General features: G+C 51.8%; 18 protein-coding genes. 6 read left to right on the top strand and 12 right to left on the bottom strand.

Going from position 1 to position 16366, the window contains the following annotated elements; translation table 11 throughout:
• Positions 1-153: 153 nt before the first annotated feature.
• The 6 genes from DR88_RS0126480 to DR88_RS28490 form a co-directional block, all read right to left on the bottom strand.
• Positions 154-654 carry a DUF2514 domain-containing protein gene (locus tag DR88_RS0126480; RefSeq protein ID WP_032443968.1) on the bottom strand — a complete coding sequence of 167 codons (501 nt, stop codon included), beginning with the start codon at positions 652-654 and terminating at the stop codon, positions 154-156.
• Positions 651-1280 carry a glycoside hydrolase family 19 protein gene (locus DR88_RS06520; RefSeq protein WP_025860598.1) on the bottom strand — a complete coding sequence of 210 codons (630 nt, stop codon included), beginning with the start codon at positions 1278-1280 and terminating at the stop codon, positions 651-653. Before DR88_RS06520 ends, DR88_RS0126480 begins: the two co-directional genes overlap by 4 nt.
• Entirely contained in the window at positions 1270-1575 is a 306-nt protein-coding gene (locus DR88_RS06525) for a phage holin family protein (protein ID WP_004146393.1), read from the bottom strand. Before DR88_RS06525 ends, DR88_RS06520 begins: the two co-directional genes overlap by 11 nt.
• The gene (locus DR88_RS06530; protein WP_004146394.1) at positions 1562-1966 is read right to left on the bottom strand and encodes a putative holin; all 405 of its coding nucleotides are present in this window, start codon (positions 1964-1966) and stop codon (positions 1562-1564) included. Before DR88_RS06530 ends, DR88_RS06525 begins: the two co-directional genes overlap by 14 nt.
• A 100-nt stretch (positions 1967-2066) precedes the next feature.
• Positions 2067-2273 (bottom strand): hypothetical protein, encoded by a 207-nt coding sequence (locus DR88_RS29960; protein ID WP_128972065.1) that lies wholly within the window; start codon positions 2271-2273, stop codon positions 2067-2069.
• A complete protein-coding gene (locus DR88_RS28490) occupies positions 2273-4690 on the bottom strand; it encodes a putative phage tail protein (protein ID WP_004149297.1) in 2418 nt (805 codons plus the stop codon). The genes DR88_RS29960 and DR88_RS28490 overlap by 1 nt, the downstream gene beginning before the upstream one ends.
• 151 nt (positions 4691-4841) lie before the next feature.
• Between DR88_RS28490 and DR88_RS31530 the strand changes: the two genes are divergently transcribed.
• The 6 genes from DR88_RS31530 to DR88_RS31690 all read left to right on the top strand — a co-directional run bounded on the left by DR88_RS31530 (position 4842) and on the right by DR88_RS31690 (position 8069).
• On the top strand, positions 4842-5138 hold the full coding sequence (locus DR88_RS31530; protein WP_025860594.1) for a hypothetical protein: 297 nt from the start codon (positions 4842-4844) through the stop codon (positions 5136-5138).
• A gap of 292 nt (positions 5139-5430) precedes the next feature.
• Positions 5431-5931, top strand: coding sequence for a DUF4760 domain-containing protein (locus tag DR88_RS06540; protein WP_024622826.1), 501 nt, complete (start codon positions 5431-5433; stop codon positions 5929-5931).
• 373 nt (positions 5932-6304) lie between these two features.
• Complete coding sequence (locus DR88_RS06545; RefSeq protein WP_004152433.1) at positions 6305-6994, top strand: BRO-N domain-containing protein; 690 nt, start codon at positions 6305-6307, stop codon at positions 6992-6994.
• 243 nt (positions 6995-7237) lie between these two features.
• Positions 7238-7450, top strand: coding sequence for a hypothetical protein (locus DR88_RS06550; RefSeq protein WP_025860592.1), 213 nt, complete (start codon positions 7238-7240; stop codon positions 7448-7450).
• Positions 7447-7824: a hypothetical protein gene (locus tag DR88_RS06555; protein ID WP_004149303.1), complete on the top strand. Its 378-nt coding sequence runs from the start codon at positions 7447-7449 to the stop codon at positions 7822-7824. The genes DR88_RS06550 and DR88_RS06555 overlap by 4 nt, the downstream gene beginning before the upstream one ends.
• Positions 7825-7916: 92 nt before the next feature.
• On the top strand, positions 7917-8069 hold the full coding sequence (locus tag DR88_RS31690) for a transmembrane anchored protein (RefSeq protein WP_071531380.1): 153 nt from the start codon (positions 7917-7919) through the stop codon (positions 8067-8069).
• 34 nt (positions 8070-8103) lie between these two features.
• Here DR88_RS31690 and DR88_RS06560 read toward each other — a convergent pair whose 3' ends face one another.
• From DR88_RS06560 to DR88_RS06585, 6 genes are all read right to left on the bottom strand, one after another.
• Positions 8104-8400: a hypothetical protein gene (locus DR88_RS06560; protein ID WP_025860590.1), complete on the bottom strand. Its 297-nt coding sequence runs from the start codon at positions 8398-8400 to the stop codon at positions 8104-8106.
• 195 nt (positions 8401-8595) lie between these two features.
• Positions 8596-11070 carry a hypothetical protein gene (locus DR88_RS06565; RefSeq protein ID WP_004149306.1) on the bottom strand — a complete coding sequence of 825 codons (2475 nt, stop codon included), beginning with the start codon at positions 11068-11070 and terminating at the stop codon, positions 8596-8598.
• 3 nt (positions 11071-11073) lie between these two features.
• Positions 11074-12879 (bottom strand): AAA family ATPase, encoded by a 1806-nt coding sequence (locus DR88_RS06570; RefSeq protein WP_004149307.1) that lies wholly within the window; start codon positions 12877-12879, stop codon positions 11074-11076.
• Positions 12876-15392, bottom strand: a complete 2517-nt coding sequence (locus DR88_RS31525; RefSeq protein WP_004149308.1) for a hypothetical protein — start codon at positions 15390-15392, stop codon at positions 12876-12878. Before DR88_RS31525 ends, DR88_RS06570 begins: the two co-directional genes overlap by 4 nt.
• Positions 15393-15404: 12 nt before the next feature.
• Positions 15405-15902 carry a hypothetical protein gene (locus tag DR88_RS06580; protein WP_025860587.1) on the bottom strand — a complete coding sequence of 166 codons (498 nt, stop codon included), beginning with the start codon at positions 15900-15902 and terminating at the stop codon, positions 15405-15407.
• A complete protein-coding gene (locus DR88_RS06585; protein WP_025860585.1) occupies positions 15895-16365 on the bottom strand; it encodes a hypothetical protein in 471 nt (156 codons plus the stop codon). The genes DR88_RS06580 and DR88_RS06585 overlap by 8 nt, the downstream gene beginning before the upstream one ends.
• Between the last annotated feature and the right edge of the window lies 1 nt (position 16366).

Genomic DNA, 16366 nt, shown 5'->3' with positions numbered 1-16366 from the left:
GCAGCTATAAAAAAACCCTCTGTAAACACAGAGGGTTTCGTTTTACTCAGCTAACGCCGGGGATTTCCCACTCAATTATTTACAGAACTCGTAACCAATTGACTGAAAACAAGTTTATGAAACGATAAATTCTGCGTACCGTTTTATATACCGTCACCGGGAAATTGTGCCCCGCTTCGTCAGTTCGTCATATTGCCGTTCACAGACTCTTCCGGCTTCAGCTGCCCGGTCAGCGTATTCTGCCAGTTGTCGGTTTCGTTCGAGAGATTTTTCGAACACGTTGGTAAGCAAAATTCCGGTGTCTGCGGCTGACGACCCAGCGCCGACAGTGGCGTTATACTGCCTGAGCTGCTCACGGATGGCAACGAGCTGCTGCTGCAGCCGGCCAGCACGAGCGGCAGCATCAAGAGCATCATTGCGCGCCTGGTCGATCCTCTGCTGCGCTTCACGTTCATTGGTTGCTTTCTCCTGTTCGTCATGTTGACGGGCTTTATCATCTTCTGCTTTGCGGTCTGCCTTCGCCTGCGCATACCCGGCGTCGTACTGCCTGTCACCGTGAATATTCCAGGCTACAACGCCTCCGGCCACCAGAACAGCAAGCATCGACACGATAAGCAGCTGTTTCCAGTACGCTTTCACGAATGCCGTGATCATGATGCCAGTACCTTCTTGGCCGACAGGTAACGCACACGGCGATCGTCGATGCCATTCTGCCCGCCGTTGATGATCTGCGTGACGCGCATCAGGTCGTCGGTGTACTTCAGGCATCCATATTTCACGAAGTACCACGCCGCGCTCCGCGCCGCATACTCGTCCTGCGCCAGCAGCTCCGGCTGCTTAACCAGATCCACCTTCAGGGCAGCCCCGCAATCGCGGTAGTTGTTTAGTCCGGTGGTCTGGATGAGTCCGCGCCCGCGGTAAAACCAACCGTCGGTTGGCCCGTTATTCCCCATGCGTTTGCTGTACACCAGATTGGCTATGGCTCGCTGCCTCTCCAGTGGCAACGATGGTTCACCCTGCCGGCGCCCTAGGGAATTAGCCTGGCCCTGCGTCAGCCGCCCGGCACGGACGAAACCAGCCAGCCCCGCCACGCTGTAATTGAAGCTCTCAACGAGCTGGGTAAAGCCAGTGCTTTCATGCCCAGCCTGGGCAATAAACATCGCCTGATCCAACGGCTTGATAATGCCAAACTCTTTCATGGCCGCCACAATGTGCGGATGCCAGCGTGTGGCCAGCACCAGGCTAACGCCGGCAGCTTTCTGAAACTCGTTAATGTCCATGTTGCGACCTCGATATCTTGAAGATTTGCACGACGTTGCCGCGCGTCTTCAGCACCGCGGCGAACATCACAGCATTGATAACGACCTCAGAAAGATCTGCGGTCATGGGGAAGTGGTACAGGTATGAGTACGCGGTACGCAGCGGGATACTGGCCGCAGCCACGATGAGGAAATAGGCGATCCACCCGCCCCAGCGGCGGTGGCGCGATCCGTTGCGCTGGAAGAACATCACCCGCAGCGCTATCCCGCCGCAGATGAGGGCATTAGCGATCAGCAGCAGATCATGGCCTGTCATCGTCTTTTCCTCCCGGGATTAAATCGCGCGGATTGTCAGAGCGGTGATACAGCCATATCCCGACCCGCACCGCGACAATTGCCGCAACGAACGCGCCGGCGGAGTAGACAATACCCCTCTCGAACGAGTCCTGTGTGATGGTGGGGATCATGCTGGCAACGCCGATAAGGATTGATGCTGTGGGTTTATAGAAGAGAAGACCGCAGAGAAAGCTGAGTAGCGCCAGGAGAACGCGGCGCTTGACCGGATACTCAACTGCAGAGGTAACAAAAATTACCGCCCCGGCCAGCGACCCCAGCGCCACTTCAGGAGGTACGCCGGCGATTACTGCTGCCAGCGCACCATAGCTAAGCCCCTGATTTATCGTATCAGCGGTTAGCGATGCAGACATGATGACCACCGTTTACTATGCATGATGAACCTCCTTAGTTTGGTAAGTTCATCATACACAATAATCCATATTTGCATAAACGGTAACAAAAAAGGTTTAGCTATAAACCTTCGAATTTTGCTAAAACCTCAGAGTCATGATCGCCAACAATTCCATATATCATATTCCCCTCAACAGTCCATAAAGCCAGGCTTCCATCAGGATTCGGAGTTGTAAGCCTCCACTCTTCGTCTGCGCTGTAAGTCTCACCAACGACGAAGTAACTGGAGGCAATTCCTGTTACAGATGTGCAGATTAAGTCATGCATTAAACCACCTCGAGTTTTACTGAATAATGCAAAATGCTGTTTGCAGATGCATTTATAGGTAGGAATATCCTGAACTTGCGTCCATCAGACGCTCCAGTGGTTAATGAGTTATCGTCATTATTATTACGTACCGTAAGACGGGTTCTTGTTGAATCACCTTGCCAGAATTTACCGAATGCGGCTGCTACTGACTTAAGAAATGAAGCAGTTGCAAATGACGAATTTATTACTGCCAAACCGGTAGTCGTTGTAAGAACATCATTCGTCACCAGAGGTGTGCAAATGACTGACTGCGCATCACCACGTACCAGAACTTCCCACACCTCCTGGACACTAATAGCTGATTCTCCCTCAAGGTATTGGTTTATAGTAACCCTGAGCCGCATTCCCATTGGAAATCCTGATATCTGCCATGACGCCCCGGCCTGCTGCGTAGCCACATCAATAGTACCAGAGCAAATACAAGACATCCCTATAGGGTTAATGTAAGGTCGCGCATCAATATATGGCACTTTGTACGTATCGTCCTGGAATGAAAAAATACTGTTACGGAGACGCTGTAATTGGTTTAATCGGTGGCTCAGGCCTGTCTGCATTGACTGATCAGTGCATTTGGCCCGGAATATCCCACCATTCTCAACCCTGATTAACTGCGTAGCCGGGTCTGTAGTTGTGTCTGTGTCTGATGTACCAAATCCGTATCCATCTGATATTAAATCAAATGTGGTTGACTCTGGAACTATGCCTTTAGCTACCACTAAAATTGCGCGAGTAGAGGATCCGCCTTCTGCCCAGTATTTTACTTTTAACTTTGATGCATACAAATTTACGTCAAAGGTGTTTGAAGTGGATGTACCATCAAGATTTCCAACAACAATTCCATTGTTTGATTTTCCTGATACACCAGCCTGATATGATAATTCAAGATCAGTTCCCATGAATGAGTTTGTACTTGTCGAACCAGCTGAAGCATTACGGTGAAAATGAACGCCATTACAGCAATTTCGAATATGTAATTTAATACGTGATTGCTCTGTAAAACTAGTATCATTGTATAATGATACTGCTGCTGCATATGTATTTGTGTATCCAGTGCAAAATATATCACAATGAAAACCAATTATATCTGAGGCCTCTATAGCATACCCGTCATTGCCTGCTGCCGTGTTAGAGGCATTACGCCCGCGGATGAGAAGCCCCGTAACACTACATTGCTCATAAAAACTAGACGATGCTGGCCCATTCTTCCTGAATCTAAAAAATATATTATTCGAGATATGATTTATCGCTGGACCTTTATTTACTGTTTCAATTCCTATTAAATTGAAACCTATTCCATCTGTAACGTCGGCAACACTTCCACCAGTAGCAGTGTAATCTATTTTATTAAGTGGATGTGGGATGTAGGCCTCTTGTATGTTGAACGTTTTAGACGCCAGCACCATATTATTCAATACCGGAGATATATCTTGTCCACCAATAGCACCGAACATCTCAGCAGACATTATACTTCTGTCTTTCCTGCGAATAACCTGACCAGCATCATTGATAATCTGAAATCCATTGTCATCAATAAGAGATGAATCGTTAGTTAGTGAGTGGCAATAAAAAATACCACCACCTTGCCCCGTGCCTGTTGTGTGCTCAACAACAAATATTTGCTGGTTAACTGAGCTGAATTCAGTAGAGCGCAATGTATTGATATCAGGACACTGACCTATATATTGAAGGCCATCAGTGTCTGATAACTTTAGAGAAAGATCAGCAGTTTCTGTAAAAGAAAAAACTGGAACAGGTTTACCTATATTATTAAACCCCTGCAAACTGTCACGCCTGCCTGGCACTCCTGACATTGTTTCAACATAATCAGGAAATCGTAATGTTTTTTTAAATAAATCATCTGCGTGTGCATTTGACCCATCAATACTGTTATCAACATAATTCTTCGTGGCCGCATCGTGCGCCTGTGACGGGTCACGCAGGTTACGAATACGGTTGTTGAGTGCGTCGTAATAGTTCGCGAGCCACGATGGCTTCCTGAGAGATAGACCGGACCACCACCCATATGCCTGCTGCACCAGCATGGTCAACTTATCGAGAGCATCTTCGTGGATCTCAGGAAAGAAGCCCCCCTGGTTCCTGATGCTGGCTTCCTGCGTAACCGGCGTGCTGCGCTCGATAGAGATTTTGTAGCCAGCTGGCAGCGCTGATGTCAGAACCACCTTCCCCCCGTTGTAACGGTTCACGCCGGTAACCGTGTAGTCGGTACCGAGTGTTAGCGTCACGATGCTTTCGGAGGTATCCAGCGTCTGCACCAGCAGGTGGCTTTTATCAAGAATGCGGAACGTGAAATCGTATTGGGTAGTGGCGCCGTTTCCGGTGTACTCGTTACGGCTTACCTGCGTTGAAACTGTCATAGTCTGCTCCAGTGGTCAGCGCTGGCGCGCGTGCATAGAAGCATTCTATTACCCATCAAACCATATATGAATAAAACAGATCGAAACGAGCAAAAACATTACCATTAAGGTAAACAAAAACCTTCTGGAAAACCCTGTTACCTTTTGATATATGTATATATATACAGTATTTATCGGAGTAATCCTAATGCCAGAGCGGTACCAGTATCCTGTCGACGAAGGTTTTGCGGATCGTATTCACACCCCGGAAGGGGTCAGATCCCTGGTTGTAAAATCACAGCTGATGGAGTTGCTCAGGGAAATGGAGCGAGACGGCCACGATGTCAGCGGTGCGGCGGCGGAACTGGTGGCACTGGTTAACTATGTGACAAGCTCGCAGTTGTCTATGCGGGAGCTGCAAACACACCTGGATTTCTGCACAATGCAGATCAGGCAGCAACTCAGATAGTGATTGAAAATTACTGCATGGGACCGTGATGACCCTACAAAGTTGGCTAATGCCGTATCACTCTGTTTCATTCTGGTTCACTCAGTTTCATTGCGTCGTTGATCTTTTTTGAGTAAGATTACCAATAAGGTAATTCAACCAAACATTGAATTCCTTCCGACGAGGCACCACAAGGTGTCTGGTAACGTTGAAAAGGAGGTAACATGAAAAAGTGGTTTGACGAATTTGATGGTTTTTAAATCAGGTTAACCTCTTAGGCGGGATTTCCCCGCCTTTTTTATGGATTTTTTTCATGACACTAGACGCAGTTACATTACAAATAATTAGCAATATCATAGTGTTAATAGGCGTTCTTGTCGCCATAATCACCATTGTCTATAACGTGCGAACAGCGAAGAAAACACAGACCGCTGTATTTCTGTTCGAAAGCAGAAAAGACAAAGACTACATCGAGTCACTGCATATCCTCAAGAAAGCCCACCAGTCAGGAAAATCATTCCGTTCGTATGTTTTCCCCATAGAAGGCACTTCTATAACAGAACAGGAAATGGATGAACGCCGTAAGTTCCAGTATATACTTAACTTTTATGAGCGCGTTGCAGTTAGCATCAGGCAAGGTATCTATAACGAAGAGATGATCAAACGAACTTCGTACACAACTGTTATCGAAACCTGGGACATTGCTGAACCGTTGATTAGAGCCATACGAGAAAAAATAAACTCCGAAATTACCTATCAAGAATTTGAATGGCTGGCTACCAGGTGGAAAAAGAAGAAGTTGAAAAAGAATTAAGCCCGCGGCGCTGGCTTTTTTGTGGCTTCCTTCCTGGTTCGATCCTCAATCACCATACCTAATATTTTGGTAATAACACTCGCTTAATTATTACCAAAATGGTAAATTTACAACCCATTTCCCTTGTGCCATAGTGATCGGGCATCGGCAAAATCCGGTGCCGGGATTGGCGTCCCGGATAACTAAACGGCGCACAACACGCGCACTGCGTGTTTTTTTTGTGCACGCGCTCTGACGCACCTATCCAATGGTGGGCTGGGCGGGGGTCCGAAAGGACGCCGGTATCCGTTTAGGCCGGTACGCCAACTCCGTTCAGTTCACCACCAGTAATTGGCGTTGCGGTGGTGATAACTCTACTAAGCGGGGTATCACAATGAACACCAAACCTTCCATTTTCAATTTCGAATCAGACTCAGCTATTCGCGCTATTATGATCGATGGCAATCCTTGGTTTTTTGCATCCGATGTTTGCCGCGCGATTGGCATCGCAAACCATCGTGATGCAGTTCGCAAACTTGATGATGACGAGAAGGGCGTCGGCTCAACCGACACCCTTGGTGGTGAGCAAGAATCAGTTATCATCTCCGAGTCTGGCCTCTACACCCTTATCCTCCGCTGCCGCGATGCGGTGACGCCGGGCACCATCCCCTACCGCTTCCGCAAATGGGTAACCAGCGAGGTGCTGCCGCAGATCCGCAAGACTGGCCGCTACGTTCGGGAAGAACTCTCCCAGGCTGATAAAGCCCGCATGCTGGCGCAGGAGATGACCAGCAGCATGTTGCCGGCGATCATGGATGCACTGCAGGTCGAGCAGAAGCACTACACCTTCCCTCTTAACCGACGCTATCAGGATCACATCCATTCACCTGATGGCCTGCGCGAACTGGCGAAAAGCTCAATGGTGATGAAGCTGCTCCGCGAACTCGATGCTGACGGGCATGATGTATCCGGCGCCGCCGCAGAGGTCACAGCCATGCTCAGCTACATTGTTGGTATCGGCACCGTACTGCGCGACATAGAAACGCATGCTCAGTACGTGATGGCTAAGGCCAAGGGTTACTGAGGTTGCTGGCGCAGGGAAGCGCCTTTAAAAAGCATGATGCGTAACCTATTCATATCTATTGATATCGCGTTTTTATTGCTCTGCTCATCTTGCAACCAACAATACCTGTGGGTATATTTACATCAACGGTACTCAACCAAATGTTGAATACTTGGTGTGCAGGTCGCGACCTGGCATAGACAGGAAACGAAACCCCACATTATGAAGAGACAGCGCACGTCTCATCCCGCACGGGAGGATCTTATGTTTAACTTTGACATGCAACTCGACCAGAACTACGCATCGTTCTACAACCCAGACAGTGGAAAGGCTGTTTTCGTTGATAGCTTTGACAATGTTGAGTTCGATGTGCGTGTAGGGACCTTGCGTGAAAGTCATCATGTAGCTACTGTGCATGCAGAAACAGATGAAGAGCTCAACTCAAAACTGAAAGATCTTGCTGAGCAGTACTTATGACTATAACAAAGCGGGCGATTCTTGATCTGGAAGCTGAGATAAATGACATCCTTGAGGAGGATTGTGCAGAGGTTAAATTTACCTTTCATGCAGCATACGAAAGGCTTAATGATCCTCGAAACAATCCCGCAATATCTCTTAATGAGCTTGAGGATGTCTTCAAGGAATTCATAAAAATTCATCTCACTACGTTGCTTAGCTACCCGGAAGGAACAACTTTCACAATTAAATGCAATAAGACAAAACTGCATTTTCCTTGCTCGGTTGTTCATGACCTTAGATATGGGAAAAAATGGATAGTGCAATCAGTTGTAACCGTAATGAGGAAGGCTGATTTCAAATCCAAGGATCCTATTATCCTAGAAATTAATTAAGCCCGCCTTGCGGGCTTTTTAATGGATGAAATCTGAGCACAGCGCTACAATCATAAAGCCACGGTTCAGTGGTCTACACATGGTAAGTGAAAATGAAAAAAGCATTAGCAGTGCTGTTTGTTCTGTTGTCTCTGGGTTCTTCCGCACAGGCTTTCGCTGGTAACTGCCAGCATCCTGATGATACTGCAGCTGACGGCTCACGCTGCGGCGGCCGTTCTGCTGATTCTCGCCCCGGCGGGCAATGATAAATAAGGCCGCGAAAGCGGCCTTTGTGACATGTCACACTCTTTTCCTGAAAGATAACCATTCCAAGAACGAAGACATTCCTCCGCAGGCAATAGCAAAAACCAGGCCACCAAAGAAAAGAAGCCCAGCCTGCCACCACTCCCAGCGCCATACGTCCATGGCTCCAACCATTCCCACGATAGATCCAACCAGTGGTATATAGCTGACGATGAATGCAATCGGTGCCGCTATTATCCAGTGCAAGCCCCACCACGACTCAAGGCCGGCCATAATAGCCGCTAACTGGAAAATCCCCACCACGATGTAAACGATAAAGCCAATAGCTTGCATGTAGTCACCTATTTATTCAGAAAAAATTAGAGGTTTACCTTGAATAAGGCTCGCCACAAGAATTATTCCCTGCACAACAAAAATAAACCAGCAGATAGCCTGCGCTGGGGGACTAAGGAAATATTTGTATCGGTCAGCAAATAACAACCAACCAGAAACTATCACAGACAAAATAATTAAAAACAAGGATCCCCCTTATTCCGGCGTTACGTCCTGCGGTCGCCACCAGTATGTCTGGTTGAACTGTTTCTTGGATCTCTGCTCTACCTTGCGCAGATATCCAGGAGAAAAGTATTCCTGAAGCTGGTTAAATATCATATGGTCAAGCGCAGCTTTTGCATACCAAAGATTGGCACCGGGGATAAGGCCCTTGCCGAGTTTAACCAGATCACCACCTGTCTGTTCCGGCTTTCCTTCAACGGCATTAAGCGGGATGCCCTGCGCCAGCTTAACTACGTCATCAACCAGACCAGCCACAGGCCCCAGCATTGACGCCAGCGCGCCACCACCGTAGCGCGTATGGTCAGAAAGCAGGAAGTCACCATAGAGGCCAAGACCACCACCTTTCAGCAGCGCGCCGAGCCAGAATTTACCAGCATCCTTCCCGGCCATCTCTCGGGGATTCCTCCCGGATGCCATGTCGTTTAGCTGCTGAGACAGCGCGCCGAGCATCGTGGTGCTGGCGAGGAATGCGGCGATATAAGCGGCCCGGCCGCCAGCGGAAGGCATGCCCATTGCACGCGTCCAGTGCCGCAGCACAACAGAGATCGGAAACGATTTGAATAGGAAAACCGAGCGGGTTAACTCGCCTTTCCATGTTCCGCGCTGCAGGCCACCACCAGTAAAAAGCTGCTCACGCGCGCCAGGCGTAATCACCGCCATGTCGACTTCTTCAGATACTGCGGCCAGCAGCCGGCGCATGGCCTCAAACCTTACTCGTTCCGGGGGCCCTAAGTGCATTACAGCAGCATCAGGGATCCGCATAATGCTTTCCGGAGTGAGCATGGTCGTATTGCCGTTACCCCAGTCCTCCTGTTGCGCCAGCTTCCATACACTGAAGTCCTGCTCGGTGATTCCTTTGCTTTTCAGTATGCGGAAATCGCTGTCGTCAAGGCTCCGCAGATCAGGTGCCCTGCTGACCACTTCCCCAAGGCTTCCCATCATCGTCACGCCGTAGGCACGTTTGTGCGCATCGGTCCATGCTGTCAGGCCGCTAGCGCGCATCACCGCCGTTGCCGCCCAGCGTGAAACCGAAGGACCCATGTTATCCATCGCCCAGCGGTTAACGCTGCCGAGCAACGATTCCATTGCCAGGCCAGCACGGCGGGCGCGGGCAAGCTCCGTGCGGTTCGCCGGGTTCATAGCCTCAAGTTGGTTCATAAACAGCCGGTTCATAGGGATGTTCGCTACCTTCGCCGACATGTACATCGTGCCAAGGTCTGAGAAGGAAGCCAGCAGCGCGGAACCAAGTCGGCTCGCCACCATCCAGTTTCGGATATTATCCGACCACCGTGCGATGTGCGGGTTGGCGATCGGCTGAGTCTTACCGGCGATAAAGTTGTAAAGGTTCTCGGTGCTGTTGGCCAGGCGCTTAATCCTGCCTGTGCGCTCAGGGTTGGCAGTGGCCTGTTCAGCTGTAACCTCGTCCAGGATTGAGCGGAAAACGTGATCGGGGTTCGGTCCGTATGTCTCAACCAGAGCGATATCTTTGCTGATCCCTTCCAGGTGCCCGACCATTACTTCCCACAGAGAGCGATCGCCATATTCGCGCTGATACTCAAGGTAGGAGTCTGCGTCTTTGAAGTGGATCTGACGGGATGCATTACCGCGATTAGAGCGCGCGCCGGAAATGCGCATGCCGGTGTCGCTTAATTTGTTCAGCCCGCCGGTGGCGATGGTGTTGTATGCCTCGCCCAGGAAGGTTTTCAACTCAGCATCGCTCATCAGCTGGCCGTCATCTTTGATGTAGTACTTGCGATCCAGTTTGCCGATGACGTCGCTAATCCACTTATCCTGTGAGACCCTGCCGACTTTCTCCATTGAGTGGTGCTGAGGGATGCCCCAGTTTTCCAGGTAGCCGATATCACCACCAGCGTCATTGAAGCGCTGGCGCAGCAATTCAGTAACGCCAGCCCATGCTTTTGCGCCCTTCTTCGCTCTCACGTTTCCGGTGTCCTGCCCGCGCATCTCGTAAACCAGATCGCGCACGCTGGCCTCGTCCTCAAACAGATGGAAGAATCGCGGGTCTACCGCTTCAAATGCTTCCTGAATCTGGCTTAGTGCATAGTCGCGGGTGGCTTTGCCGCGTGATTCTACCGACAGGAAATTTGATTTACCGTCAGCGTGAAAAGCGATGGTGCGGTTAAGCGCCTCAAGCTTGCCGTCTTTCCCCTGGTAGGTCTTTATGAAGGCGTCGAGACGTTGCCTGGCCGCAATGGTGAGCGCAACGCGGCGCCTCTTAAGCGCTGCTTCGTTGGTCAGCTCGTTCGCTGCTAACTGCCCGGCCCGGCGCAGGCGTTCAGCGTCAGTCATCGCCCGCCAGGATGCCGGATCATTGCGGGCCAGTTGTCGCATGTTCCGGTAAATACGGTCTTCAATATTCTGGATTTCCTGCTGCGTGAGTCGGCGGCTTGCGGCCTGCTGCACGGCGTTAATACATTCCTGACGCATAATTTATCCTCTTAAGAAACACGCAACAGCGACATCGAAAAGTCTGGAGTCCTGCACAGCCTGCTCATTTTCCCGCGCGGCATCATCAAGCACCTCGCGCGCGCTTCTTGACTGTGGATTTCCCTCATCGTCAAGCACGGTGATCACCATATCTGGCGATGATGCCAGCGAGTCTTCAGCGGCCATCACATCAATGTCCTGCTGATTCTCTACCGTTCTTGTCGCTGGCGCGCTTTCCATATCCCGGAGAGCCGCGTTGGGCTCCAGCGGTGCGACTTCATCGGCGGAGCGCACTTCTGCCGTGCGGAAAAATGAAAGAGCCTGAGCATCAAGCTCGGCCTCTGCTTGCTGCATGCGGGCGATCTCTGCTCTTGCCTCGAAGAATTCACCACCGGGCTCATGCGGGGCCAGTGCGTTACGAGAGAATTCCAGCCTCCCCTGTGCTTCACTGATCCGCTGATCGACATCTCTCAGCCTTGCCTGCTTATCGGCTCGGGCACGGGACAGCGCTTTGCCGCTTCCCGCGGGTTGCTCTGCCAGTATCTGGTTACGCTGCTCAGTGAGGTTAGTGATAATGCGTTCGCTGTTGGCTATTTCTGACTGGTAAACCTTGCGGTCGCCACGCGGAAGAATTTGCGCAGCCTGATCCTCAAGCGTCCGCATTTCAATAGCTCTGGATGTTGCACCCTCATCTGCCTGAGAAAGCATCTCATCCAGTGCCTGCGATATAATGCTGCGCCGTGCCGGTATGCTGGTGAATGCCGCCGGCTCAACAATGCTCGCCACATCAACCGATCGGCCTGCACTGACATCCTGCATCGCCTGCCGTAGTGCCTGGGTATGCGCATCGCGTGACAGCACATTAACCGGAATCCCTGGAGCGATATCAAACTCAGCATGATGAGCAGCATTGGCCGCCAGAGCTGCATCGACGTCGGCAGGCATAAAATCAGGCGGGCGAACATTTTCCCCACGCGAGTTTACGAACCGGCCTACACCGCCGAATGCCAGTCCGAGAACTGCATCGATCGCCATCGCCTGCTTATCGAAAACGTCATACTGCGAGGCCATATCCTCATAGCCATTATTGCGCAGAATGGAGGCGGTGCTGCCGCGCATAGCCATACCAAAGGCGACGTTCGTGCCTGCCGCATAAGCGATATCAGGCGCAGCTCGCACAACGGTACCAGCAGCATTCCCAAGCGCCGATCGTGATAACTGAGCGCCGACACCTTCAGCCAGTGCGCCACCAGCACGCAGGCCGATGCTCATCGGTATGACTGTACCGGCACCAGCTGTAAGGCCGTGTACCAGCGCCACTTCCTGGGCGGTGCTGTAATCTACGCCTTCGCCGCGCAGTCGCTCAAACTCGGAGAACCCCTGCAAGCTGGTCACAGCAGCAGCGGCGCCAGCAGGACCGGCTGCCAGCGTACTTACTACTGCCTGCGATCCCATATCGAAAAGACCATACAGCACCTGTCCGGCGGTGCCTGTAGTGGCGGCATCCGGCGTCAGGCGTTTAACCTGTGATGCAGCAAGCTCTCTCTGTCGGGCGATGTATTCAGGTGACGTGTCACGAAACGATGTATTGTCATTAACAAACTGAGCGATGGGTGATACAACGGCATCAACACCAGCCCACAAAAGCTGGTCAGGCTTTGCAACAAGGCCGGAATAAAGACCTGATGCGGCACCGCTGACTGATCCATCGAAAAACCCAACATCGTTTTTAGGGCTGCCTACTGGGTTTGATGCGGCCTGGTCCAGCTTCTGATTCTGGTTTACAGGGTTAAGTCCGAAGTAACTCATTGAGGGATATCTCCAGAGAAGCGCTGACGCTGCTGCGTGAGATCGATAACTACCGGTGTTCCGTCCTGTTTCAGAAGGTATCCGGTACCAAGTTTCACAAGATACTGGCTGTCGCCGTAGCTTTGCAGGCCGTACTGCCCAGGCGGAGCCTTAACGCCAGCACCGGTAACCTGCGTTTCCCATGCCTGATTAACCTCTTTATCGAACTGCTCAGAAGACATGCCCCACGGCAGCAGGACATTACCCATGCCGTTATAGTCATGCACGCCGCCAGTAGCGACGTTAATAGCTTGCTTCCATGTGTCAGCATCAACTTCACCTGATACAACTCCTTTCTTAGCCATGACTCCAGCGTAATAATCTTTGGCGATCTCATAGGCCATTGATGCGCCATTGGCATCACCAGCGAATGCGTCTTTGACTATGTTAGTAAAATCAGGGAGTAATTCTGTATCCTTCGGCATAGCAATGCCTTTAGCATCTTTGGTACCACGGCGTGCAGCTGAGCCAGAAAGAATAGTTTGTGCCGCCGATTCCGGAGACACATTGACGTCAGGACTAAACCAGCTTTTCTCTGCAACAATCCCGCCAGGTTTATCCATCAGGATACCGGCGACCGCAGCAGAAGGGGCGTTGGTACTTATTTGTTGCAGCGCAGCCATATAGACCTGCCCTCCACCGGTGCTTTGTCTGATCGTATCAAGGTATGCAGACTGCTGTGAAAATGGGGCATCGCGGAAGAAAGTCCCGATCTGGCTGGCCTCATCTTTTGAAAAAAAAGTTAACGGCGTGCCGTATGATTTTGCCAGTTCGGCTGCCTGAGAAGCACGCAGCGCAATGCTCTGGCCAAAGTTATTTTGGTTGGTCATGTCTATAGGCTTACTCTGGCCGGAAGACAGAGAAAACTGAATAGGATCGGCCTGACGCTGTTTGATCACCTGGTTAGCAGCGGTGACAACATTGTCATAAAGCGCGGCCCGCGACGCATACCCTTCCCCGGTCTGCTCCGGAGTCGGCTCAAGCTGTTTAACATAGGCTGTGATGCTGCTGGTCGGCATGTTGCGGAATGAGCCAATGTACTGCCCGGCGATCTGCGTATTTTTGAACTCGGTATATCTCTGGTTACCTTCTCGCACGCCATACGCCGCCAGAAACTCCTTCTCTCCTGGAGGATCCGGAAACTCTACACCGCGCATATAGGCGGCAGTAGCATCACGAACCTGGCTATCGATAGCCGTTCTGTATTCGGCCTGCTGCTGCCGGCGGATCTGGTCAGCCTGGCGCAGAAAAGTGGCCTGCGCTTCCGGCGTGGCGGCGTCGAATGCTGCATTGCCGGTGTAGCGTTTATTGCTGGTTGGCAACTGAGAGAGGCCCAGCGCGGCGCTGACGCCGGTGGACAACTGATCCTGGCTGTATGGCTGACTGCCGTTTTCATGCTTAATGATGGCGGCACAGAGCGCCTGCAGCGTGTCAGGATTGGAAGCGTCAAGCGGCTGGTTAGCAGTGACGCCGAGCTGCGCGCAAACCGCTTTGATGTATGCGGCCGTGTCGTTATTGTCAGACGGCGGTGCCAAGCGGTTAATGATCTCGCCAACGGTATCAATCCCCTGTCGCTGGTAGGATATGAGGTTGCGGCCCAGCGCGCGTATCCCATGCTCAGGGGTCTCGAATTTTGCAAACCGGCCATCACTACCAGTCTGGCCAATCCACGGGTTTGATGAACTCGCTTCGAGGTTCCCTGGGTTATTGTTGCGTACCCCTCGCGGGCCATCTGCTGATGCTTCACCACCGCCGGCGACAGCACGGCGTGAACCGGCGGCCGTATCGCTCAGCTCACCGTTGCTCTGAATGAATCCGATCGCGTTATTTGCTGACCACTGAGAAAGCGCGCCATCAGCTACCTTCTCTTTGAATTCCACCTTTTTGGCCTGGATCTGCTCAGGGCTCCACCCATGTGCAGCGCCGAAGCTTTCTATTTGCTGAAACGCCTGCTGATTAGCCAGCACATAGTTGGCGTTATCGCCATACATTGCCGAAGCGGTTTTGGCGCCGGTGGTCAGCGTTGCCTGGAACTGACCTTCTTCATACGCATTGAGCTGCCCTATCTCATGCCGGCCAGCCTGAGACGTAAACTGGATGCGCTGCTGCTGAGCCTGCTGCAGGAATCCCTGACGCGCCGACTCCGGCAACTGCATCGCCAGCTCCTGCGCCTTTGCGTCAAAAAGCTGTGTGTATTCCTGCCCCTTGCCGAGGGCATTTTTACCCTGCAGGTTAAGCAGGCCATTCTGCGGGTTGGTCATCAGATCGCTTGCGGTCTGCGTCAGTTGCAGCGATGCATCCTGGCTAAGCGCTACATCAGCCTTGCGCTTTGCATCAGCCATCATATTGATCGACGTATCAGCAGCCTGCTGGATGCCCTGCACCAGTGGATTTTCCGGGACACGAAGATTACTCGTCATCACCGGTGCGGTTTGCGTCTGGCTCTGGCGTTGATATTGCGGAACGGTTGGCATAGTCAGCTCCTTTTACTTAGCGGAAAGCGGCTTCCAGGTACCGCCCAGTGTCTTGTATGCATTAAGACCGGTCAGCGTGGAGTTGAGCAGTGTTGAACCTGCGCCAAGCATTCCGGACTGCTTATCAATTTTCCCTTGAGCGCGGCTGGTATCAGCCTGGAACTGCAACCCGGCGGCCTGTCGCTGGCCGTTGTTGATGGTGGTCAGCGCGTCGAGCGTGCCCTGCTGCATGGTTTCAGTTGTCAGGTCCAATGCGTTACCGCTCGTCAGGTCGGCGCCGTTAGCAGCCAGTGCATTGGTTTGCTGTCCGGCAACCCGCCGGGCCTGCTGCCGCTGCTGGTATGCCTGGTCATTAGCTGTGTTGATAGTGTCGCGGGCGGCCTGCTCCTGAGCGTCGGCGTTAGCGTTCGCCAGCGCGGCGTTAGCGCGGCCTGTCTGGATCTGACTGTAAGCACTGAGACCGCCAGCAACTGCGGTTACGGCTAGTGCTGCGGTAGCTGGTTCACACATGGTCGATCTCCTTCGTAAAGTGGTGAAATGGCATGCCCTTTAATCCGTATGGCTCAGGGTCAGCAAGCGTGAACCCCATCCAGTGAAGCCAGGATTTTGCTGCGTGGTTACGCGCATCTACGTAATTTTCAAGCACGCGATATCCGCGTGATATGTCACGAAGAATCGGTCTGCAGTGGCGGAGGAATGTCAGTGGCTGATGCTCAATGTGGTCGGTGCTTACAAGCCACGGAATACCGCGCCCGGTAATGATCGATGCCGGAGATATACCGAAGATGGTTACCACCTCGCCGTTAATCATCCCTGCAGCGGCTACCGAAGCGCTTTTCATAGCGCGAGTTATGACCTCCGCCGGAGTCATCCCAGCGGCAGCCATAAACTCATCGTGGTCTGCCTGGCGGACATGCGGGAGAATTGCGCTGATATGCTCGTCAGTAACGCTGACTATCTCAACTTTTCGCATA

It is taken from the genome of Klebsiella pneumoniae (genome assembly GCF_000742135.1).
Taxonomy (GTDB): Bacteria; Pseudomonadota; Gammaproteobacteria; order Enterobacterales; family Enterobacteriaceae; genus Klebsiella; species Klebsiella pneumoniae.
The sequence above is the reverse complement of the archived record's forward strand: the minus strand, read 5'-3'. Positions and strand labels throughout refer to the sequence as shown.